Consider the following 20626-nt stretch of genomic DNA (forward strand, 5'->3'; position numbering starts at 1 on the left):
GCCCAGATCCGATCGCCCGGCATGAACGGCGTGGTGGTGAAGGCGCCGCCTGCGCTCTTGCGTCACAGCTCTCTGCCAGAGAGCGGATCGAGGGCTACAAGCCGCCCTGGGTCGAATGCGGCGATGTAGACGGCGTCGCCAGCGACCAAGGGGCCGTACTGATGCGTCGGGCGACCTGAGTGTCAAACAACGGGTGTCCATTTTGCCCGTCCCAGGCCAGCGCCCGGCCGCACCCCGTAGTCAGATGAACCGTCGTGCGACGGTAAGGGCCCGGCGTCCCGAAGCCGGGATGCCGGGCCCCCTTACCGGGGCGCGATCAGGCGGGGCGTATGTTCTCAGCCTGCGGGCCCTTCTGGCCCTGCGTGACGTCGAACTCGACCTTCTGGCCCTCCTGCAGCTCGCGGTAGCCCTGGCTGGCGATGTTGGAGTAGTGGGCGAAGACGTCGGGGCCGCCGCCCTCCTGCTCGATGAAGCCGAAGCCCTTCTCGCTGTTGAACCACTTCACTGTGCCCTTGGCCATGACTGTCTCCTTTGAGGGAAACCGGGCACGCACGCTGCGCGACCGGGAGGTGATCGCCCTGGTCCGGAGAGGCGCTGAACAGCAAGAACGCCCGTGAGGCGATCACGGGCGAACGGAACTTCGGAACCACGACTGCTGATCACAACGCTATAACGGCATGACGGAAGCCGCTAGCGAAAACGCGCCAGCATCCGGCCCGGAACGAAGGGCTGGATCGCCCGTGAGGCTCGGCCGATGGTGATCAAGCAGCTTCGCGCCCCTTTTTCTGCACAAGGCTGCGGCGAGGCATGGCCTCTCCCCGCGGCCGGCTGTTCTCCGGGTGAGCCCCACCGATCATGCCCTCATCCCGGAATTCCAGTTCGGCGGCGCCACCGACCCGAGCCAACCGCATCTGGGCCATTCCCACAGGCGAGTCCCCGGCTACGCCCCGCCCGCAACGCGCGCACGGGCATGCGCACGTCGCGGGCCACTGCACAGGACGCGCGAGTGGATAGCGCGAGTGCCGGTGAAGCGGTTAGATCGCGGGACTCATCGACTCAGCCGCCGCTCTTGCGCCTGAACGACCGCTGGCTCGCAGCCGGGCCATGCGCCGAACGGACCTTCGATGCATCGGACTTGGCGGCAACATCAGCGGCATCCGCCTGCGCACCGCGCTTGCGCGCCAGGGCTTCGCGGAACTTGCGCTTGAGGTCGTAGTTGCCGTCGCTGTCCGGCTCCAGAGGGGACGTCTCGGGGGCAGCCGGCTCCGAACCTTCCGTAGATACGGGCTCTGCGGTCACGGTGACCTCCTGGGTTCGGGGGGTGGGCAAGCACAGCTTGTCATGCCGGGCGCAGTGCGAGGCGCCGGCAACATCATCCTGCTCCGTTTCGGCGGGCATCCCTCCCGCGGCCAAAGGCGTTGACTTCGTAGGTGAGGCGCACAGGACGGCTTCGGGCCGGGCCGAGGGTTGTCGATCCCGTGGCCAGGCTGCCAGGGCAACGGCTCTCAGCCGTTGCGACGCACGAGGGCGGCCCTGCGGGCCTCGGCGAGCTTGCGGGCCTCGCCCGCCTTTCGGGACTTGCCGCCGGCGCCGAGGGAGGTGCCCTTGCTGGTGCCGAGGCCGCGGAAGGGAGCGTTGGTGTTCTTGGGTCGGGGGACGGTGGGCCCGCCGTCGAGCGGGATCCCGGAGGGAGTCTTGGCGCCGGTGATCCGGCTCAGCTCCGCCTCGCCCGAGCGCACCTTGGTGACGGTCGACTCGATGCCGGCCCCGGCCATCATGCGGCTCGTCTCACGGCGCTGGCCCGCCAGCACGAGCGTGACCACGCTGCCGGACTCACCGGCGCGGGCGGTGCGGCCCGCCCGGTGCACATAGTCCTTGGCATCGGTGGGCGGGTCGACGTTGACCACGAGATCGAGGTCGTCGACGTGCAGGCCACGGGCCGCGACATTGGTCGCCACCAGAACGGTGATCTGGCCGTTCTTGAACTGCGCCAGGGTCCGTGCGCGCTGTGGCTGGGACTTGCCGCTGTGCAGGGCCCCGGCGTGCACCCCGCTGGCCCGCAGATGCCGGGTGAGCTGGTCGACGGCGTGCTTGGTGTCGAGGAACAGCAGTACGCGGCCGTCGCGGGCGGCGATTTCCGTGATGACGGCATAGCGGTCAGGGCCGCGGACGACCAGAACGTGGTGCTCCATCGTCGTGACCGTGCCCGCGGCCGGGTCGACCGAGTGGACGACGGGGTCGTGGAGGTAGCGGCGGACCAGTTGATCGACGTCGCGATCGAGAGTGGCCGAGAAAAGCATCCGCTGACCGTCGGGGTGCACCTGGTCGAGCACGTCGGCAACCTGCGGCAGGAATCCCAAGTCGCACATCTGGTCGGCCTCGTCCAGCACGGTGATTCTCACCCGTCCCAGGCGGCAGGCGTTGCGCTCGATCAGGTCGTGCAGGCGTCCGGGGGTGGCGACGACCACCTCGGCTCCCTGGCGCAGCGCGGCGACCTGCCGGCCGATCGACGTTCCGCCGACGACCGTGGCGATCCGCAGCCGCAGTGCCTGGGCGTACGGCGCCAGCGCCTGGGCGACCTGTTGGGCCAGCTCCCGGGTAGGCACCAGGATCAGCGCAAGGGGCTGCTTCGGCTCCGCGTGCCGCCCGGCCGTCCGTGCGAGCAGCGGCAGGCCGAAAGCGAGCGTCTTGCCTGATCCGGTGCGCCCGCGTCCCAGGATGTCGCACCCCTCCAGAGCATCGGGCAGTGTGGCGGCCTGGATCGGAAAGGGTTCGCGCACCCCGAGTTCGCTCAGTGTCCGCAGCACCTCCGTCGGCAGTTCCAGACCGGCGAAGGTGACGGCCGGGAGCAGCGCCGGGGTCATTGCCCCAGACTGGGCAGGACTGCCGTGAGCGATACCGGAGTCATTGGGATGCTTCATAAACAGCCTTCCGCAAGGGAACGTACCGAGGAAGGCCCGGCAGGTTTGGACAGCCCACGCACAAGCCGAACGGAACAGACAGAATCGCCCACCGCGACGACCACGCAAACGCGTGAGACTAGCACACGGCATAACCTCGCGCCGCTGATACCGATCGCCCCTGTGTACGGGGCTGGCAGCGGGTCGGCCTGGAACAACCGTTCCCTTGGAGAACGGCCCCACCCCACGGGCGAGCCACGAACAGCAGGTCGAGCTCCGGTGGAGCAAGGACGAGCGAGTAGAACCCGAGGACCCGGTCTCCTGCGGAGGAGCCGGAGAACGAGGTGGTCAACCGCGGCTTCCCCTGGGCCTGCCGCAGCGAGGGCCAGCCTGTGCAGGACAACTTCAGGCTGGCCTCGTGAACCGCATCAGGAGACGTCGGACTTTGCGCCAGCAAGCGGATGTGTTCTGGTTGATCGCATCAAGTCCCTGGTCGTGCGTTGCGCATCGGCCGTAACGCGTGCCGTCGCTGTGTGCTTGCTTCGGGTGGCTCCCAAGAGGACAACCGAGAGCAACGGCGCCGACATTGTAACCCACATGTGCGGAAACCCCACCAGGCCGCGCCCGCGGGGCTTCTCGTCGCACGCCGCTCTCACATGCCTATCACCGACTGCGTCGACTCCCTCGAACCAGAATGCCCTGACCTGGCATTACGCTCTCATCTTGGACTGGCCTAGACGCCCACGGACGGTCTCTACAACCTGTGCCATGTGGTACCCAGTGAGGGACCCAAGATCAGGACCGGAGCGTCTTCTGGCCCGTCAAAGCGGTATTGCAGGGTGTTCGGTGGTGTCTCACTCACGCCCCAGACCCTCTCACGTCTCACGACTGCCCCTATGACGGGGGTTGCGACTGCACAGGTCTGATCAGGTGGAAGACCTCCCGGGCCGCGTAGCGGTTGAGGCTGCGGACTATCTCGCGCCGGGTCTTCCCCTCCCTGCTGCGGCGTTCGTCGTACTCCTGGGTACGCGGGTCGACGCGGAGGCGGGTCTGCACGATCCGGTGCAGGGCCGCGTTCGCTTGCCGGTCGCCGCCGCGGTTGAGGCGACGGTACTGCCGACTGCCCGAGGAACGCTCGACCGGGCTGACCCCGCACAGCGCCGCGAACGACGCCTCAGTGCCCAGGCGTTCCGGGTTCCCCCACCGTGATCAGCAAAGTGACGGCCGTGTCCGGACCGATGCCCACCACCGCGAGCAACTGCGGAGCGTGGCGCTCCACCAGCCGGGTCAGGCGGCCTTCCAGGTCCTGGACCTCTTCGCTGAGCTGCCCGATGCGCCGGGCAAGGAGACCCAGGGTCACGTGGGTGGTCAGCCTGCCGGGGTGCGGCCCTCAACCTGGCATAAGCTGCGCGACCAGTCAGGTGATGCCCTGTCAAGATTTCACGCCGCTCGGAGTGATCTCTGGGTAGCCGGATCGTCAAACGAGCGTCAGCGGTCCCCGGCCCTCTTGTGGCATCGACGACGGGGACGGCACCGATGCACTGGCGTGCTTGACGATTCGCGACGGGCCCCGAGCGGCGGCGTAGCTCTCCGGTCGGCGCCGTGCCGGGTCCGCACTGCCCACAGATACTCTGTTGAAACGGTTGCCGACCCTCATCCCGACACGGCCCAGAAGGGCCCCCGCAAGCGCTGCGCTCGCGAGGGCCCTTCTGTGTGCGCCTGCCCGGTGAAAGGTGAGAAGACGATCACGAGCAGGACATCTGTGTGCCTACGGCCTCAGGGCTTGAGCAGCAGGCTGTCGCCGCGCTCCTTGGCGGCGGCGTAGCGCTTGGCCACGTCCTGCCAGTTGACGACGGCCCACATCGCGTCGATGAAGTCGACCTTCTGGTTCTTGTACTGGAGGTAGAAGGCGTGCTCCCAGGCGTCGAAGACCAGGATCGGGGTGGAGCCCTGGCCGACGTTGCCCTGGTGGTCGTAGACCTGCTCCACGATCAGCCGGCCGCTCAGCGGCTCGTACGCCAGGACGCCCCAGCCGGAGCCCTGCGTGGTGGCGGCGGCCTTGGTCAGCTGGGCCTTGAAGCCTGCGAAGGAACCGAAGGACTCGGTGATCGCGTCCGCGAGGTCGCCGACACCGTCCTGGGCCAGCGGCTCGCCGCCGCCGTCCTTCGGGCCGGTCATGTTCTGCCAGTAGATGCTGTGCAGGATGTGGCCGGAGAGGTGGAAGGCCAGATTTTTCTCCAGGCCGTTGATCGAGCCCCACGACTCCTTGTCCCGCGCCTCGGCCAGCTGCTCCAGGGTGTCGTTCGCACCCTTGACGTACGCCGCGTGGTGCTTGTCGTGGTGCAGCTCGATGATCTCCGGGCTGATGACCGGGGCGAGCGCCGCGTAGTCGTACGGAAGTTCCGGGAGCGTGTAAAGCGCCATGTCCAACATCCTCCGACGTTATTGCAAGTCGTATGCAGGTGCAAGCTAGAAGTAAGAACGGTACCTTGCGATCATGCGTTGGACCTAGGACCCCCCTCCCCCATGTCGCGCCCCCGGCCGGGTGGCTGGCAGTCCGCGATCCGGACTTCTCGGCGGCGGCAAGTAAGGCAGACACGCGACCATGACCCCGCCGGCGGCACAGCACGGCGCGGCGACACCGGACCACTCGGCACTGCTGCGACGCTACGGCCTGCGCTGCACCGCGAGCAGGCTGTGCACCTTGAGGCTGCTGTCCGCGTCCGGGCAGCATTTGTCCTCCGCGTTTGAACATCCGGGCACTGTGCACCGGACCTTCGCCGGATGTCGCCCCCGCCCCGGCGCGACCGCTCAGCACGGCCCGCGCGGCGGCCTGTGCGTCGATCGGGTCCGACTTGCTGAGCAACCGGCGGGCCGTGCGGGGCCGGACGCTGCGACAAGGCGGAGCTGGAAGCACACCTGGACTCGGGCGGCTTGATGAACCGCCTCCTGGGCCGGTTCACCAAGCCGATCCTCCGACCGGGGCAGATGTTCCCTCTTGGCTTCGTCTTCGGCATCGGCTTCGACACCTCGTCCGAGGTTCTGCTCCTCGCCCTGGCCGGAAACGGCGCCGCCGGCCTGCCCTGGTGCGCGGTTCTGTGCCTGCCCCTGCTCTTCGCGGCGGTATGAGCCTGTTCGACACACTCGACGGCACGTTCATGAACTTCGCCTATCACTGGGCGTTCTCCAATCCGGTGCGCAAGGTGTTCTGCAACCTCACCATCACCGGCCTGTCCATCGCGGTGGCCTTCTTCATCGGCACGATCGAACTGGTCGGCGTCCTGCACGACAGGCTCGGCCTCGACGATGACGTCACCGGCTGGATCTCGGGCCTGGACCTGGACAACGTCGGCTACGTCATCATCGGTCTGTTCGTGGTCGTCTGGGCCGTAGCCATCGCCCACTGGCGCCTGGCCAAGGTCGAGGAGCGCTGCAGCGCCCGCGCCGCGGACACCGGTTGACGGCACTGTGGCCGTCGCCGTAACCCCGGCCTGATCAGTTGTGCACGAAGTGGCTGGGCCTGCCGTCCTGTTGGATCAGACGGCCCAGCCGGGCCGCCGTCGCCCGGGGCACGAGCGTCCAGGTGCCGTCGGCGCGGTGGAGTGCGGCGAAGTGCCAGGGAGTGGTCCAGGCGTCGGAGGCGTCGAGGAGGCGGATGCCGAACTTCGGGGCGCCGACGGGTTGCGGGTGGATCGAGAGGCGTACGGCGTGGGGGTGGTGCTCGGCGATCAGGTCGCCCCAGGCGCGGCTGCGCTGGATGACGCCGTAGGCCCGTTGCCGGCATGCGCGCTGCAGGGCGGAGCGGGTGCCGGTCCAGTCGGCGGTGTCCTCGACGAGGAAGCGCGTGATGCCCCGGTAGAGGGCGAGGGCCTGGTCGTCGGCACGGACCTCGGCACGCAGAGCGTCCAGGGTGGGGGCGTAGCGGTCGTGGACGCGGGCGCGTTTCGTGTCGTGCGGGAGGTCGCCAAGGATGTCGCGGAGGTCGAAGACGGACAGTCTGTCCAGGCCCAGTCGGGCTATCTGTATTCGCAGGTCGTCGGCGTACGCGTCGATGTGGTGGTCGGGGACGTGGATGAGGTCACCGAAGACGTGGCCGTCGGAACAGATGATCACCCGGGCGCCGGGCGCGTAGATCCGCTCGATCTCGGTGCACAGGGTGTTCAGGAACGTCAGGGAGAGGCGTTCACCCTGGTCGGGGAGGTGGCCGAGGACCTTGGCGGGGTTGGGGGACTTGCAGGGGAAGCCGGGCAGGGTGAAGACGACCGGGGCGCCCTCGTGTACGAAGTCGGCGATGCGGCGCAACTGATGAGGGAACGCTTCCGCAGGGGCGGCAACGGGAGCGCGGTCGGCCGTGCGGTGATGTGGCAGGAGCAGGTTGAGGATCTCGGTGCCGATGCGGGTGGGGAGGGCGTCTGACGCGGTCGTCAGGGGCATGTCGTTCCTCCTGGAGTACGAGGGCATGTCGACATGGCGCCGTGGCGGGAATGCACGCCAGGCGCCAGTGGGCAGCGGGTTTGGGTCAGCCGAGACCGGTCCGGCCGGTGTGGCCGGACACGGTCAGCGGTACGTCGGTGTCGGTGTCAGAGGCGCCGGTCGTAGCCGACGGGCAGGCTGTTGGTGCCGCGACCGAGGACGGCGGGGATCCACTCGATGTCCTCGACTTTGATGGCGAGATGCAGGCCGGGCAGCCGGGTGAGCAGGGCGCCCAGGGCGATCTGGAGTTCGGCGCGAGCGAGGGCCGCGCCGGGGCAGAAGTGAATACCGTGGCCGAAGGCGAGGTGGGGGTTGGGGCGGCGGTCGAAGTCGAGGACGTCGGGGTCGGGGAAACGGCGCGGGTCGCGGTTGGCGGCGCACAGGGAGACGATCACGGAGTCACCGGCCGGGACCTCGGTGCCGTGCAGATCGCTGTCCTTGTCGAAGAAGCGCCAGGTGGTCAGCTCGAAGGCGCTGTCGTAGCGCAGGAGTTCCTCCACCGCGCGGGGCAGTACGTCCGGTTCGTCGCGCAGGCGCGCCAGCTGGTCCGGGTTGCGGAAGAGAGCGATCAGGGCCGTGGTGATCTGGTTGGTGACCGGTTCCTGGCCCGCGACGAGGAGCTGGAAGATCATCGAGTCCAGCTCTTCCTGGCACAGCTCACGGCGGTCGCGGGCCACGACGAGGCGGCTGAGCAGGTCGTCGTCCCATTGCTCGCGCTTGTGGGCGACGACGTCGGCGATGTAGCTCTGCAGGCCGTGCAGACGCGCCTCATACAGCGGGCGTCCCGGGTCGGTGGGGCCGACCGGCTGGACGACCTTGCCCCAATCGCGGTCGAAGCGGGCCGCCAGCTCCTGAGGGAGACCGATGACTTCGGCCAGGACCTGGAAGGGGAAGTGGGCGGCGAAGCCGGTGACCAGGTCGGCGGGCCCGGACTCGGGCAGAGCATCGATCAGCGCATCCGCGAGTTCCTGGAAGCGGAGGCGCAGGCTCTCGATCCGACGTGGGGTGAAGGCGTCGGTGACGAAGCGGCGCATGCGCGTGTGCTTGGGCGGGTCCTGGTGGAGGAGGTGGACCTGGAGCTGGGAGTGCTGGGGCTCGGGCATGATCGAGGCGCGGGCGCGCCAGCGGTCGTTGCCGCGGTCGTGGTTCTTGCCCAGGCGCTCGTCGTTCAGCGCGGCGTGGGCGGCGTCATAGCCGGTGACGAGCCAGGCTTGCACTCCGCTGGGGAAGAGGACGCGGTGGACCGGGCCGGCCTCGCGCATCTGCTCGTACAGGGGGTAGGGGTCGGCCTTGTAGGGGCAGCCCATCAGCGGGACCGGGTCGGGCAGGACGTCCGGATCGGTGCCGGGCATCGGCTCCTGGATGGTCATGCGGAGGCTCCTCAGAGGGCGAGTTCGGGGCGGTGGTGGTCCAGCCACAGGGCAAGGTCGACGACGCGTTCGAGGCGCAGGCGGTGGCCCCACTCCAGCCGGTCGGGCGGGGTGTCGAGGCAGGGCTTGATCCGGGTCTCGTCGGCCAGGGCGCGGACCGGTTCGGTGGCGAGCGCGTCGCGGGCCATGTCCTGCAGGCCGCGGTTGTAGTCGGGGTGGTGGGTCGCCGGGTAGTGGTTCTTGGGCCGGTACAGCACCGAGTCCGGGGCGAGGCCCGTGCCGATGGCGCGGAGCAGGCTCTTCTCACGGCCGTCGAAGCTCTTCAGCGCCCAGGGCGTGGAGAAGGCGTACTCGACGAGCCGGTGATCGCAGTACGGTACCCGCACCTCCAACCCCTGAGCCATGCTCAGCCGGTCCTTGCGGTGCAGGAGCTGGCGCAGCCAACGGGTCAGGGACAGGTGCTGCATCTCGCGCTGCCGGTGCTCGGCGGGACTCTCACCGTCGAGGTGCGGTACGGCGGCCAGCGCGCTGCGGTACGTGTCATCGCGGAACTCCCCGATGCGGAGGTTGAGTTCGGGGTTGAGAGGCATGGCGGCCTCGTCGCCGGTTACCAACAGCCACGGGAAAGTCTGCGCGGCGAGGGCCTTCGGGTTGTGGAACCAGGGGTAGCCGCCGAAGACCTCGTCGGCAGCCTCGCCGGACAGGGCGACAGTGGAGTGCTGCCGTATCTCGCCGAACAGCAGGTACAGCGAGGTGTCCATGTCGCCCACGCCGATCGGCGAGTCGCGTGCCACGACGACCGCCTTGCGGTGCTCGGGGTCGAGCAGAGCACGCGGGTCCAGGACGACGGTGCTGTGCTCCGTGCCTATGAAGGCGCCCGCTTCAGTGGCGTACGGGGTGTCGTGGCCGGTGCGCAGGACGTCGCCCCTGAACTGTTCCGCCTGGTCGCTGTAGTCGACGGCGTACGAGCGGATCCTCGCCTCCGCGCCCTCCCGCAGCCGTAGTTCGTCGGCGAGCAGCGCGGTCAGGACGGTGGAGTCGATGCCGCCGGAGAGCAGGCTGCACAGCGGGACGTCGGCCTCGAGCTGGCTGCGGGCCGCCGCGCTTACCAGCGAACGGACCCGCTCCACCGTCGCGTCCTGGTCGTCGGCGTGGTCCCTGGCCTCAAGCTGCCAGTAGCGGCGCTCGCGGACGCCGTCCCGGTCAAGGACCAGCAGCCCGCCGGGCTCCACCTCCCGTACCCCGGACCACACCGTCGGCCCGGTGTTGAACAGCAGGCTGTACGCCTCCCGCAGCCCGTCGGCATCCACCCGAGGCTGGATCTCGGGGTGGGCGAACAGGGCCTTGGGTTCGGAGGCGAAGGCCACACCGCCGGCGACGGCCGCCCAGAACAGCGGCTTCACGCCGAGCCGGTCACGCACCAGCAGCAGCCGCTGTGTCCGCTCGTCCCAGACGGCGAAGGCGAACATGCCCTCCAGGTGGTCGGCGGCGTCCTCGCCCCACTCCGCGTAGGCGCGCAGCACCACCTCGGTGTCACTGCGGGTGCGGAAGACATGGCCCCGGCCACGTAGCTCGGCCCGGAGTTCGTGGTGGTTGTAGACCTCGCCGCTGTAGGTGAGCACGATGTCCGGCTGCTCGGGACGGTCGGCCATCGGCTGCACGCCGCCTTCGAGGTCGATGACGGCCAGGCGGCGATGGCCGATCGCGGCACGCTCGCCCAACCAGACGCCTCCGGCATCGGGGCCGCGGCGCGTGAGGGTGGCGGTCATGGCCTCGATGACCGGGACCTGGGTGCGGGCGTCGTGGTGGAAGCTCGCCCAGCCGGTGATTCCGCACATACGGGTGACTCCTTGCTCAACGATGGGCGGCGGACGCCGCGTCGGTGGTCTTCTCCGGCCCGGTGGCCGGGCGTCGGGCGGGCAGTGCCAGCAGAGGTAGGGCGAGGCAGGCGGCGGTGGCGGCCACGGCGAGGGCGGCGTGCACGCCGCTGGAAGGTCCGGCAAGGCCCCAGGCGGTGGTGGCCAGGGCCGGGCCCAGGGTGAAACCGAGGCTGCGGGCGAACTGGACGGTCGAGCCGACGGTCGCGGTCCACTCCGGCGGGGCGGCACCCATGACCAGGGCCTGGGTCGGGCCGCCGTTCAGGCCCATGCCGATGCCGGCCAGCGCCAGCCGCCAGGCGACGTCCAGCGGTGACCAGTCACCGTCCAGCGGAACGAGGAGAACCAACCCGGCGGCGGTGAAGGCGACGCCGGTGACCGCTGTCGGCCGGGCGCCGATGGGGGTCCCCCCACTTGAGCGGAGCCGAGAGTGGGGGAGGTCGGCGAGGCGTCCGCCGAGCGGTCCGGCCAGGCCCATACCGAGCGGGAAGGCGAGCACGGTGAGCCCGGTGGTCGTGGCGCTGACGCCGTCGTCGCGCTGGAGGTGCAGGGCGACGACGTAGTGCATGGCCGCGAAGCCGGCCGCCAGCGCCAGTACCGCCCCGTGTGCCCGGAAGAGTCCCGAGACGCGCAGCACGCCGGTCACCGGACGCCCGCCCGGACCGCGCAGCCACCACCACAGCGGCGGGACTGCCACGAGCGCAAGTACCAGCCACGCCGGACGGTCCGAGGCCAGGGTCAGCGCCAGCAGCAGGGCCGCCACACCGGTGGCCACCAGGAGGGCGTCTGCTGCCGAGCGCCGATCGGGCCGGCGCAGGGCGCCGTCCGGCGGCATCGCGCGCCAGGCCACGACCAGGGCGAGCGCACAGAAGGGGATCTTGACGAGGAAGACGGCGTGCCAGCCCAGATGATCCAGGAGCAGCCCGCCCACGGCCGGCCCGGTCACCGCCCCCAGCGGGCCCAGGGTCGCGGGCACGCTCATCGCCCGCCCTCGCCTCTCGGGCCGTACGGAGCGGATCGCGAGGACTGGCATCAGCACGAACAGCACCGCACCGAACGCGCCCTGCGCGATGCGGGCGGCGATCAGCCAGGCAGCCCAGGGAGCGGCGGCCGCCAGCGCGCTGCACAGGGCGAAGCCGGCGGTCGCCACGAGTACGGCCAAGCGCATTCCCACGCCGTCCAGCCAGCGGCCGACGGGCAACAGCAGTGCGACGACGGGAAGCTGGTAGCCGAGCACGGCCCACTGGGCGGTCGCGGCGGAGACGTGCAGGCCGTCGGCGATGTCCGCGAGAGCCACGTTGACGATGTTCATGTCGAGCATCGCCACGAACGAGAGCATGCCCGCCACGGCCACCAGCAGCCAGCGGTCCTCGCCGGCAGAGCCGTCGGGTATGTGCCCCGGCTGTTCCGAACCGGGTCTGTGGTCTGTCACCTTTCCGCCCCTCACCTTCGTGGGCGGGCTGCCGGAAGGCAGCCTCGTCCCACAAGTCGGGAGGGATCGCGCGTGAGTTCCCGGACCTGTCCCAAAAATCGTGGCGGGAAGGCTGGAAGTAGCCCCGTCGGCCAGTTGAGTCCCACGAGGAGCATCGGAATCAGCTTGCTCACGGCGGAACTTCAGGCTCGGCTCATCCGACTACTGAGGTGACGGCGACAGCCTGAACATCCGCGTTCACGCGAACGTACGTCACGCCGAACCCCCCATCACCTTCCAGGAGTTGCGCCATGGCCCAGAAGCAGTACAACGTCACCGGAATGAGCTGCGAGCACTGCGCGGCGAGCATCAGGGAAGAGGTCTGCGAGGTGCCCGGGGTGAGCGAGGTCGTGGTCGACCTCTCCGCCAACGCCGTCACCGTGCACGGCACGGAACTCGAAGACGAACGGCTGCGCGCCGCGATCGTCGAGGCCGGGTACGGCATCGCGGACCCGGCCGCCGCCTGACCGGAACCCGCAGACCAGGAAGGACGGCACCACCCCCGCCGTCCTTCCCCACCGTGTTCAGGCGTCGGTGTGCGTCTCCACTGCCACAGCCGGCTCCGCGTCGGCGGGTGCCCGGTGGTCGAAGGCGATCAAGGGATCCCCGGTGAGGGGGTGGTCGACCACGGCCGCCCGCACCCCGAACACCTCCGCCATCAGGGCGGGCGTGAGCACCTCGCGGGGCGGGCCGGAGGCGACGACCGAGCCGGCGTGCAGGACGTGGAGGCGGTCGCAGACGGAAGCAGCCGCGTTGAGGTCGTGCAGCGACACCAGCGTCGTACGGCGCTGGGCACGCAGCAGGGCGAGCAGTTCGACCTGGTGGCGGATGTCGAGATGATTCGTCGGCTCGTCGAGGACCAGGACGTCAGGGCTCTGGGCGAAGGCACGGGCCAGCAGGACGCGTTGGCGCTCGCCGCCGGACAGAGCCGTGAACCGGCGACCCGCCTGTTCGTCCATGCCGACATCGGCCAAGGCACGGGCGACGATGTCCCGGTCGGCGGCGTCCTCACCGGCGAAGGCCCGCTTGTAGGGGGTGCGGCCCATGGCGACAACCTCGCGCACGCTCAGCTCGAAGTCGCTCCCCCGCTCCTGCGGGAGAGCGGCCACGTGCCGCGCCGACTCGACCGGGCTCAGCTCGCGCAGATCGGTGCCGGCCAGAAGTACGCGCCCGGCGGTGGGCTTCAGGTGCCGGTAGACGGTGCGCAAGAGCGTGGACTTGCCGCTGCCGTTCGGCCCGACCAGGCCGGTGATCTCACCCTCGGCGGCGATCAGGTGGGCGCCCGCGACGACCGTACGGCCGGCGTAGGCGACGTGCAGGTCCTCGATGTCGATCCTCAACTGCCGCTCCCCAGGCGCCGGTCCAGCAGATACAGCAGGGCCGGAGCCCCGAGCAGCGAAGTGACCACGCCCACCGGCAGCTCCTGTGTGTCCATGGCCGTACGGCAGACGATGTCGACCACCACCAGCAGCACCGCCCCGAACAGGGCCGAGAGCGGCAGCAGGCGCCGGTGGTCGCCGCCGACGACCAGGCGGCAGACGTGCGGCACCATCAGGGCGACGAAGGCGATCGCGCCGGAGACGGCGACCAGGACGCCGGTCAGCATGCTGGTGACGGTGAAGAGTTCGCGGCGCAGGCGGGTGACGTCGATGCCGAGGCCGGCCGCCGTCTCGTCGCCCATCAGCAGGGCGTTCAGTCCGCGGGCGCGCGCCTGCAGCCAGAGCAGAGCGATGGGTACGGCGAGGGCGGGGACCGCGAGCATCTGCCAGTTCGCTCCGCTGAGGCTGCCCATGAGCCAGAACAGCACGCTGTGGGTCTGCTGCTCGTCCCCGGCCTGCAGCACCAGGTAGCTGGTGAAGCCGGAGAGGAACTGGCCGATCGCCACTCCGGCGAGCACCAGGCGCAGCGGTGCGAAGCCCCCGCTGCGCCGGGCCACCGCCCACACCAGTGCAAAGGTGGCCAGCGCACCGGCGAAGGCCGCTCCGGACAGGCCCAGCCCCAGCCCCAGCGCCCCGCCCGCCCCGACCCCGAGCACGATCGCGGCGACCGCACCGAGGGAGGCCCCGTTGGAGATGCCCAGCAGGTACGGGTCGGCCAGCGGGTTGCGCACCAGCGCCTGTACGGCCGTACCGACGACACCGAGCCCGGCGCCGACGAGAGCGGCGAGCAGGGCGCGCGGAACGCGAAGTTGCCACACGATCAGGTCGTTCGTGCCCGGGCGCGGCGCCTCACCGGACAGTCTCCGCCACACCACGCCCCACACCTCGCCGGGCGGGATGGACGTCGAGCCCCAGGCCACCGCGGCCGTCAGCGCGGCCAGCAACACCACTGCGAGGACCACTGCCAGCGGTGTCGCGGGCAGACTGCGCTCTTCCGAAGCTGAGGCTTTCCGGCGCACCAGCGTGGAGGACATGGTCAGCCGACCTTGCCCGGGTAGAGGGCCTTGGCGATCTCCTCGACCGTGTCGGCGTTCTCGACTCCCGCGATGGTCGTCTGCTCGGAGCCGACGCGCAGGAGGTGGCCTTCCTTCACTGCCTTGAGGCCCTTGGTCGCCGGATTGGACTTCAGCCACTGTTCGACCTCGTCGAACGCCTTCTTGTTCGCCGCCTCGCTACCCCGGTTGCGGACCCCGAGCTGGATCCAGTCCGGGTTCTTGGCGATCACGTCCTCCCAGCCGACCTGCTTGTAGTCGCCGTCGCAGTCGGCGAAGACGTTGCGGGCGCCGGCCAGGGTGATCACGGCGTTGGCGACCTGGCGGTTGCAGGTGACGGTGGGCTGCTTGGTGCCGGCGTCGTAGTCGAAGAAGAAGTACGTCGGCCGCGTGCTCTCCGCCGTGCCGCCGACCGCCTTCTGGACGGCGTCCACCTTCCCCTTCATCCCGGCGACGAGTTCCTTCGCCCGTGCGCTCGTGCCGGTGACCGCGCCGAGAGAGGTGATGTCGGCCTCCACCGCGGACAGGTCGGTCAGCGGGGTCTTGCTCTGTGCCGCGCAGGCGGTGGACTTCAGGTAGATGTGCTTGATTCCGGCGGCCTGGAACTCCTCCGCCGTCGGCGCGTCCCCCATCCCTCCGCCGCCCATGCTCCCCATGGAGGCGAAGGTGTCGATGTACAGGTCGGCGCCGGAGCCGAGCAGCTTCTCCTTGGGGATGACGGTCTGGCTGAGTACCTTCACCTGCTGCGCCTGCGCGTCGAGCGTGCCGGGCAGGGTGCCCTTGCCGGGCGGGAAGCCGGTGCCGATCACCTTGTCGCCGGCACCGAGGCGAAGTAGCAACTCCAGGCTGGTGGCGTTGCTGGTGACGATCTTCTTCGGGGCGGCGGAGAAGGTGGTCTTGGCGCCCATGCAGTCGGTGACGGACACCGGGTAGGCGCCCGAGACGGAGTCCTTGGCCTTCCCCGCGCGCTCGCTCCCCGTGTCCTTCTCCCCGCCGCCGCAGCCAGCCGCCAGCAGGCCGCCGAGCACGACGGCCGCCGCAGAGCCCCACACACGAGAACGCATCGAAAAACTCCCGGATCCACTCGGTACGCGGGCGAACCTCCGTCACCCGCTCCAGAAGTCGGAGCGAACACCACGCGAGTTCCCGTGAGTTCCCGGAAAGTTGGCGACACGACTCAGGAGAACTGTTCCCAGGTGCTGACGAGGGTGTCGGTGCCGGGATTTCCGCAGTCGGCACCGACACCCTCCCGGGGCGTCAGGCCGCCAGTGCGGCGGGCCTCTCCGCCTCGTCGAGCAGGTCCATCAGGGCCGCCCGGGCGCGGGCCACGCGGGAGCGGACCGTGCCGACCGGGCAGTCGCTGACCTCCGCGGCCTCCGCGTAGGGCAGGCCGAGCAGCTGCGTGAGGATGAACGCCTCCCGACGGTCATCGGGCAGCGAAGCCAGCAGATCGAGCAGTGCGATGCCGTCGTCGAAACCGGGCAGGTCGCACGGCTGAGCCAGCTCAATGGCTGCACGCCAGTCCGGTACGTCCGACTGACGCGGCCGGGCTGCGGCGTACCGGTAGCTGTCGATCACCGCGCGGCGGGCGATGGACAGCAGCCAGGCCCGGGCCGAGGAACGCCCCTCGAACCGGTGCAGGCTGCCGAGCGCCCGCAGGAACGTGTCCTGGGCCAGATCGTCCGCAGCCTGGGGATCGCCGCAAAGGTGGGCGACGTAGCGCTGGACGTCGCGGTGCAGGGCGCCCACGAACAGCTCGACCGCGTCCGCGTCACCGCCTCGGGCGGCCAACGCCCATGCGGTGATCGATTCGTCGGGCGCTGCCGGCTGGTAGCTCCTGGCGCGCGACGTGGGCAGGGCAGTGGTAATCACCTGGTGTCCTTCTCGGGTCAACCGTGATCCGGACCAGGGCGCGTCACAGCGCGCGGTCCGGTGAAAGTGAGAGAGACGGCCCTACGACGTCGCTGTGGCGCGACAGCACCTGTGCGGTCGTACGGCCGTGGCCCGAAGCACACACGGGCAGCCCGGCAGCCTCGGGAAACCAGCTGTCTTCAGACGACAGCCGTTCCCACCGGCGGACCCCGAGAAGTGATCGCGTGGACGAGAAGGAGGAGACGCGGCGCCCGGTCCGAGCGTCGGCGCCGCAGGCGGACGCGCGGGCGGTCCGGGGTGAGGGGCGAGGCGAACAGGAGCCGCAGCGGTGCCGCCAGCCATCCGGCCACCGCCCGCAGGATCCGGAAGGTGGCCCTCTCGCCGTAAGCCAGCCACAGCCCGCACAGCAGCGCGGCGAGCAGGTGAGCGGCGAGCATGCCGAACGACGACGAGCCGCCGCCCATGGAGTGCCCCATGTGCCCCATCTGGGTCACGTGGTTCATGTGACTCATGCCCAGATGCCCCATGTCCATGGAGCCCATGCCGCTCACGTCCGCGGGGGCCGAACCGCCGGATGCCGATTGCGCGTAGGAGAACGCCTCGTGCAGCACGGCTTGGGCGGCAACCACGGCCGTCACGATCAACGGCAGGCCGCGTTCACGCCCCGCCAGACACCAGCCGACGGCACCGGTCACGGCCCCGCCTGCGGCCATCGCCCACGCGGGTACGTCGCTCCCGGACATCAGGACGTGGCCCAGGGCGGCGAGCAGCACGCACATGGCCGCGAACACCGCGGCCCGTATCGTGCGAGCACACCACCCTGCTGTCATGGCGCCTCATCCTCGCATCCGGGCTTCGGCCGTCATGCGTGGGTACGGAAATCCACCGGGCACCACACTCAATACCCAGCGCGTGATCCATACCACGACGCCACGCCGGAACTGGCGAGGGTTCCTACCCGACTTCTCCTCGGGAAGCACTTCCCGGGCGAAGGTTTTCGGCGACAGTGACCCCGTCGAGGCCGAGTGGCCCCCCGGAGGGGCTGCTGATCAGGAGGCTCCGTCGGCGGAACGGATCACCACTGCGATCGACTTGACCGGCGCGCTGCGCTCGAAGTGCAGTGTGAACGAGACGAGGTCACCCTCCTGCCACCCAGTCCGCGCCCGCAGGGTCAGGTCGACGCCGTGCGGGGACATGGACAGCTCGCCACCGGCAGGGACGGTGACAGAGTCCACGTCGGCCTTGTACGCGGCCCCGCCGGCGGTGGTGCGGTGACGGCTGAGGGTGGTCTCTCCGCGCGTGTCGGTGGACGTCACCTTCACCAGCCGGTCGTCCGCGCCGCCGAGGTTGGAGACGTCGAAGAACGCGGCGGTCTCCGTGTTGTCGCCGTAGGGCAGGAAGACCCGTCCGGACGTGACGGCGATCCGCGCCGGGCTGCCCGCCTTCCCGGCCCCGACCCAGGTGGTCAGGCCACCCAGGGCGAGGCTGCACGCGGCCACGGGCACGGCCGCGGCGAGCAGTGTGTCGGTCAGCCGGCGGCGTGACGGCCGCCAGGGGTTCTGCTCGGTCACCGGGTACGCCTCCGGGCGGGCGAGGGCTGCCAGGCGCGCAGCCGCAGGCTGTTGCCGACGACCAGCAGCGAGCTGGCCGACATCGCGGCCGCGGCGAACATCGGGTTGAGCAGGCCGACCATGGCGAGCGGCACGGTCACGACGTTGTAGCCGAACGCCCACACGAGGTTGGCGCGGATGGTGCCGAGCGTGCGTCGGGCCAGCCGGACCGCGTCCGCGAGGGCCTCGATGTCGCCGCGCACCAGCGTCACGTCGGCCGCTCCGATGGCCACGTCGGTGCCGCTGCCCATGGCGATGCCGAGGTCGGCGCCGGCGAGGGCGGCGGCGTCGTTGACGCCGTCGCCGATGACCGCGACCCGGTATCCCTGCCCCTGCAGGTCCCGTACGAGGTCGGCCTTGCCCTCGGGGGTGCAGCGGGCGTGCACCTCGTCGATACCCAGAGCCGACGCCACGGCCTGCGCGGGCGCTTCCCGGTCACCTGTGGCGAGCACCGGGCGGACGCCGAGCCGCCGCAGGCGGTCCACGGCACGGTAGCTTCCGGGGCGTACGACGTCCCCTACCTCGATAAGGGCCTCGGCCACGCCGTCGACGCGGACCAGGACGGGTGTGTGGGCGGCGGCCTCGGCCCTGGACATGGCGTCCGCGAGGATCGTGGGCAAGTCATCGTCCGGAACGAGGACTTCGACCAGGCGGCCTTCGACCCGTCCGCGCACGCCCTGCCCCGGTGTGGCGCCGAACTCGGTCATGTCCGGCGTCGGCTGTCCCTGCGCGGCCCGCCCGGCATACGCGGCGATGGCCCGGCCAAGCGGGTGCTCCGAGCCCTGCTCAACCGCGCCCGCCAGCCGCAGCACCGCCTCCTTCCCGAGTCCGCCGGGCACAGCGGTCACCCGGGCGACGCTCATATGGCCGGACGTGAGGGTGCCGGTCTTGTCCAGCACAACCGCGTCGATGTGCTGCAGCCCCTCCAGAGCCTGCGGCCCACTGACCAGAACGCCCAACTGGGCGCCCCGGCCGGTCGCGGCCATCAGCGCGGTCGGGGTCGCCAGGCCGAGTGCGCAGGGACAGGCGACGACGAGGACCGCCACGCACGCGGTGACGGCCGCCTGAGGATCGGCTCCCGCACCGAGCCAGAAGCCGAGCGCGGTGACGGCCAGCGCCAGCACGACGGGTACGAAGACACCGGCCACCAAGTCGGCCAGCCGCTGCGCCCGCGCCTTGCCCGCCTGCGCCTCGGTGACCAGGCGGGTGATCCGGGCGAGCTGGGTGTCGGCGCCGACTGCGGTGGCCCGGACGAGCAACAGGCCGCCGGCGTTGACGGCCCCGCCGACCACGGCCGAACCCGCACCCACTTCAACCGGCTCGCTCTCACCGGTGACCAGGGACAGGTCCACGGCCGAGGCGCCCTCCACGACCTCGCCGTCGGTGGCGACCCGCTCCCCGGGCCGTACGACGAAGACCTGTCCGGCACCCAACTGCTCGATCGGAACCAGCCGTTCGGTGCCGTCCTCGCGTACGGAGACCTCCTTGGCAGCGAGCTGGGCGAGCGCCCTCAGCGCCGCCCCCGTCCCGCGCCGGGCACGCGCTTCCAGGAAGCGGCCGGCCAGAACGAACAGCGGCACGCCGACGGCCGCTTCCAGGTAGATGTGCGCGGCGCCCTCCGAGGCGGAGGGCACGAGGGTGAACGGCATCCGCATCCCTGGCTCACCGGCACCGCCGAGAAAGAGCGCGTACACCGACCAGGAGAAAGAGGCCACCACACCCAGCGACACCAGGGTGTCCATGGTCGCCGCCGAGTGCCGCAGTCCGCGTACCGCCCGTACGTGGAAGGGAAGGGCACCCCACACCGAGACGGGCGCCGCGAGCATGAGGCACAGCCACTGCCAGTTGCGGAACTGAAAGCCGGGCACCATCGACAGCACCAGCACCGGCAGCGCGAGCAGCGCGGTGATCACCAGCCGGTCGCGCTCCTGCCGGGTGCCCTCGCCCTCGGCGTCGTCCTCGCGCTTCTCTTTCTTGGGCGGCTCGGGCAGGGCAGCCGTATAACCCGCCTTCTCGACGGCCGCGACGAGGTCCGCAGGACTGATCTCCGCCGGATGGCTCACCCGGGCCCGCCCGGTGGCCAGGTTGACGGTCGCGGTGACCCCGTCCAGCTTGCCGAGCTTCTTCTCGACCCGCCTCACGCAGGCCGCGCAGGTCATGCCGCCGACGGTCAGGTCGGTCGTGACGAGGGTGCCCACGGGTTCCGCTCCCATCAGTGGCCACCCCCGTGCATGTCGCCCATGTCGTCGACGCCTCCGCCTTCACTGCCGTCGCCGCCGGGCCGTACGCCTGTGCCGTGCATACCGGGGGCGACGGGTCCGGCGGCGGCACCGACGGCGTAGGACACCGCGAACATCAGCGCCAGCAGGAGAAGGAACCCGAAGAGGGCAGGCGGTGGGACCAGCTTTCGCAGTACCGCGCCCGCGTCGGAGGAGGATTGCCGGGATTCGTCCATCAACCGCGTCTCCAGATCAGTCGTACGGCGCCGGTCGGATCGAGCCGTACCGCTTCAGGAGTCGGGCCGCCGGACGCCCGAGTTCCGGAGCACACCTATGACACACGTCACATAACGAACAACCGTGCTCTGGCGTTGCGCGTCGAGGAACGGGTGCCCTGCCGACG

The 20626-nt window shown here is 70.3% G+C and carries 19 protein-coding genes and 2 pseudogenes; 2 read left to right on the forward strand and 19 right to left on the reverse strand.

Going from position 1 to position 20626, the window contains the following annotated elements; all coding sequences use genetic code 11:
• Positions 1-316: 316 nt before the first annotated feature.
• From ACFYZJ_RS00160 to ACFYZJ_RS00190, 7 genes and pseudogenes are all read right to left on the reverse strand, one after another.
• Complete coding sequence (locus ACFYZJ_RS00160) at positions 317-520, reverse strand: cold-shock protein (protein WP_014670069.1); 204 nt, start codon at positions 518-520, stop codon at positions 317-319.
• Positions 521-1056: 536 nt separating this feature from the next.
• Positions 1057-1299, reverse strand: coding sequence for a DUF5302 domain-containing protein (locus ACFYZJ_RS00165; protein ID WP_053663526.1), 243 nt, complete (start codon positions 1297-1299; stop codon positions 1057-1059).
• A gap of 206 nt (positions 1300-1505) precedes the next feature.
• The gene (locus tag ACFYZJ_RS00170; protein ID WP_388561199.1) at positions 1506-2921 is read right to left on the reverse strand and encodes a DEAD/DEAH box helicase; all 1416 of its coding nucleotides are present in this window, start codon (positions 2919-2921) and stop codon (positions 1506-1508) included.
• Between the two features lie 228 nt (positions 2922-3149).
• Positions 3150-3222: pseudogene (locus ACFYZJ_RS00175) on the reverse strand (GNAT family N-acetyltransferase); the annotation flags it as partial.
• A gap of 572 nt (positions 3223-3794) precedes the next feature.
• Positions 3795-4085 (reverse strand): transposase, encoded by a 291-nt coding sequence (locus tag ACFYZJ_RS00180; protein ID WP_388562175.1) that lies wholly within the window; start codon positions 4083-4085, stop codon positions 3795-3797.
• A complete protein-coding gene (locus ACFYZJ_RS00185; protein ID WP_388561201.1) occupies positions 4075-4260 on the reverse strand; it encodes a hypothetical protein in 186 nt (61 codons plus the stop codon). Before ACFYZJ_RS00185 ends, ACFYZJ_RS00180 begins: the two co-directional genes overlap by 11 nt.
• 416 nt (positions 4261-4676) lie before the next feature.
• On the reverse strand, positions 4677-5324 hold the full coding sequence (locus ACFYZJ_RS00190) for a superoxide dismutase (protein ID WP_388561203.1): 648 nt from the start codon (positions 5322-5324) through the stop codon (positions 4677-4679).
• Between the two features lie 459 nt (positions 5325-5783).
• Here ACFYZJ_RS00190 and ACFYZJ_RS00195 point away from each other — a divergent pair.
• Positions 5784-6361 (forward strand): annotated as a pseudogene (locus tag ACFYZJ_RS00195) (HoxN/HupN/NixA family nickel/cobalt transporter); the annotation flags it as partial.
• Positions 6362-6395: 34 nt separating this feature from the next.
• Here ACFYZJ_RS00195 and ACFYZJ_RS00200 read toward each other — a convergent pair.
• The 4 genes from ACFYZJ_RS00200 to ACFYZJ_RS00215 form a co-directional block, all read right to left on the reverse strand.
• Positions 6396-7334: an L-tyrosine/L-tryptophan isonitrile synthase family protein gene (locus ACFYZJ_RS00200; RefSeq protein WP_388561205.1), complete on the reverse strand. Its 939-nt coding sequence runs from the start codon at positions 7332-7334 to the stop codon at positions 6396-6398.
• Between the two features lie 146 nt (positions 7335-7480).
• Positions 7481-8743: a cytochrome P450 gene (locus ACFYZJ_RS00205; RefSeq protein WP_388561207.1), complete on the reverse strand. Its 1263-nt coding sequence runs from the start codon at positions 8741-8743 to the stop codon at positions 7481-7483.
• 11 nt (positions 8744-8754) lie between these two features.
• The gene (asnB, locus tag ACFYZJ_RS00210) at positions 8755-10581 is read right to left on the reverse strand and encodes an asparagine synthase (glutamine-hydrolyzing) (protein WP_388561209.1); all 1827 of its coding nucleotides are present in this window, start codon (positions 10579-10581) and stop codon (positions 8755-8757) included.
• Positions 10582-10597: 16 nt separating this feature from the next.
• Positions 10598-12052: an MFS transporter gene (locus tag ACFYZJ_RS00215; protein WP_388561211.1), complete on the reverse strand. Its 1455-nt coding sequence runs from the start codon at positions 12050-12052 to the stop codon at positions 10598-10600.
• A gap of 290 nt (positions 12053-12342) precedes the next feature.
• On the opposite strand from ACFYZJ_RS00215, the gene ACFYZJ_RS00220 reads away from it, so the two are divergent.
• Positions 12343-12558 carry a heavy-metal-associated domain-containing protein gene (locus ACFYZJ_RS00220; RefSeq protein ID WP_388561213.1) on the forward strand — a complete coding sequence of 72 codons (216 nt, stop codon included), beginning with the start codon at positions 12343-12345 and terminating at the stop codon, positions 12556-12558.
• 57 nt (positions 12559-12615) lie between these two features.
• On the opposite strand, the gene ACFYZJ_RS00225 is transcribed toward ACFYZJ_RS00220, so the two are convergent.
• The 8 genes from ACFYZJ_RS00225 to ACFYZJ_RS00260 all read right to left on the reverse strand — a co-directional run bounded on the left by ACFYZJ_RS00225 (position 12616) and on the right by ACFYZJ_RS00260 (position 20459).
• Positions 12616-13431 (reverse strand): ABC transporter ATP-binding protein, encoded by an 816-nt coding sequence (locus ACFYZJ_RS00225; RefSeq protein WP_388561215.1) that lies wholly within the window; start codon positions 13429-13431, stop codon positions 12616-12618.
• On the reverse strand, positions 13428-14504 hold the full coding sequence (locus tag ACFYZJ_RS00230; RefSeq protein WP_388561217.1) for a FecCD family ABC transporter permease: 1077 nt from the start codon (positions 14502-14504) through the stop codon (positions 13428-13430). Before ACFYZJ_RS00230 ends, ACFYZJ_RS00225 begins: the two co-directional genes overlap by 4 nt.
• A gap of 2 nt (positions 14505-14506) precedes the next feature.
• Complete coding sequence (locus ACFYZJ_RS00235) at positions 14507-15586, reverse strand: ABC transporter substrate-binding protein (protein WP_388561219.1); 1080 nt, start codon at positions 15584-15586, stop codon at positions 14507-14509.
• A gap of 193 nt (positions 15587-15779) precedes the next feature.
• On the reverse strand, positions 15780-16394 hold the full coding sequence (locus ACFYZJ_RS00240) for a sigma-70 family RNA polymerase sigma factor (RefSeq protein WP_388561221.1): 615 nt from the start codon (positions 16392-16394) through the stop codon (positions 15780-15782).
• Between the two features lie 179 nt (positions 16395-16573).
• Positions 16574-17224 (reverse strand): hypothetical protein, encoded by a 651-nt coding sequence (locus tag ACFYZJ_RS00245; protein WP_388561222.1) that lies wholly within the window; start codon positions 17222-17224, stop codon positions 16574-16576.
• Positions 17225-17443: 219 nt separating this feature from the next.
• Complete coding sequence (locus tag ACFYZJ_RS00250) at positions 17444-17965, reverse strand: copper chaperone PCu(A)C (protein ID WP_388561224.1); 522 nt, start codon at positions 17963-17965, stop codon at positions 17444-17446.
• A complete protein-coding gene (locus ACFYZJ_RS00255; protein WP_388561225.1) occupies positions 17962-20217 on the reverse strand; it encodes a heavy metal translocating P-type ATPase in 2256 nt (751 codons plus the stop codon). Before ACFYZJ_RS00255 ends, ACFYZJ_RS00250 begins: the two co-directional genes overlap by 4 nt.
• On the reverse strand, positions 20217-20459 hold the full coding sequence (locus tag ACFYZJ_RS00260) for a hypothetical protein (RefSeq protein ID WP_388561227.1): 243 nt from the start codon (positions 20457-20459) through the stop codon (positions 20217-20219). Before ACFYZJ_RS00260 ends, ACFYZJ_RS00255 begins: the two co-directional genes overlap by 1 nt.
• Positions 20460-20626: the final 167 nt, after the last annotated feature.

It is taken from the genome of Streptomyces sp. NPDC001848, from assembly GCF_042891915.1.
GTDB lineage: Bacteria > Actinomycetota > Actinomycetes > Streptomycetales > Streptomycetaceae > Streptomyces.

Excerpts from the sequence above, each read along its gene's own strand:
- ACFYZJ_RS00160 (WP_014670069.1), bottom strand. The coding sequence starts at position 520 with ATGGCCAAGGGCACAGTGAAGTGGTTCAACAGCGAGAAGGGCTTCGGC.
- ACFYZJ_RS00170 (WP_388561199.1), bottom strand. The coding sequence starts at position 2,921 with ATGAAGCATCCCAATGACTCCGGTATCGCTCACGGCAGTCCTGCCCAG.
- ACFYZJ_RS00205 (WP_388561207.1), bottom strand. The coding sequence starts at position 8,743 with ATGACCATCCAGGAGCCGATGCCCGGCACCGATCCGGACGTCCTGCCC.
- ACFYZJ_RS00245 (WP_388561222.1), bottom strand. The coding sequence starts at position 17,224 with ATGACAGCAGGGTGGTGTGCTCGCACGATACGGGCCGCGGTGTTCGCG.
- ACFYZJ_RS00230 (WP_388561217.1), bottom strand. The coding sequence starts at position 14,504 with ATGTCCTCCACGCTGGTGCGCCGGAAAGCCTCAGCTTCGGAAGAGCGC.
- asnB (WP_388561209.1), bottom strand. The coding sequence starts at position 10,581 with ATGTGCGGAATCACCGGCTGGGCGAGCTTCCACCACGACGCCCGCACC.
- ACFYZJ_RS00260 (WP_388561227.1), bottom strand. The coding sequence starts at position 20,459 with ATGGACGAATCCCGGCAATCCTCCTCCGACGCGGGCGCGGTACTGCGA.
- ACFYZJ_RS00190 (WP_388561203.1), bottom strand. The coding sequence starts at position 5,324 with ATGGCGCTTTACACGCTCCCGGAACTTCCGTACGACTACGCGGCGCTC.
- ACFYZJ_RS00235 (WP_388561219.1), bottom strand. The coding sequence starts at position 15,586 with ATGCGTTCTCGTGTGTGGGGCTCTGCGGCGGCCGTCGTGCTCGGCGGC.
- ACFYZJ_RS00200 (WP_388561205.1), bottom strand. The coding sequence starts at position 7,334 with ATGCCCCTGACGACCGCGTCAGACGCCCTCCCCACCCGCATCGGCACC.
- ACFYZJ_RS00220 (WP_388561213.1), top strand. The coding sequence starts at position 12,343 with ATGGCCCAGAAGCAGTACAACGTCACCGGAATGAGCTGCGAGCACTGC.
- ACFYZJ_RS00255 (WP_388561225.1), bottom strand. The coding sequence starts at position 20,217 with ATGGGAGCGGAACCCGTGGGCACCCTCGTCACGACCGACCTGACCGTC.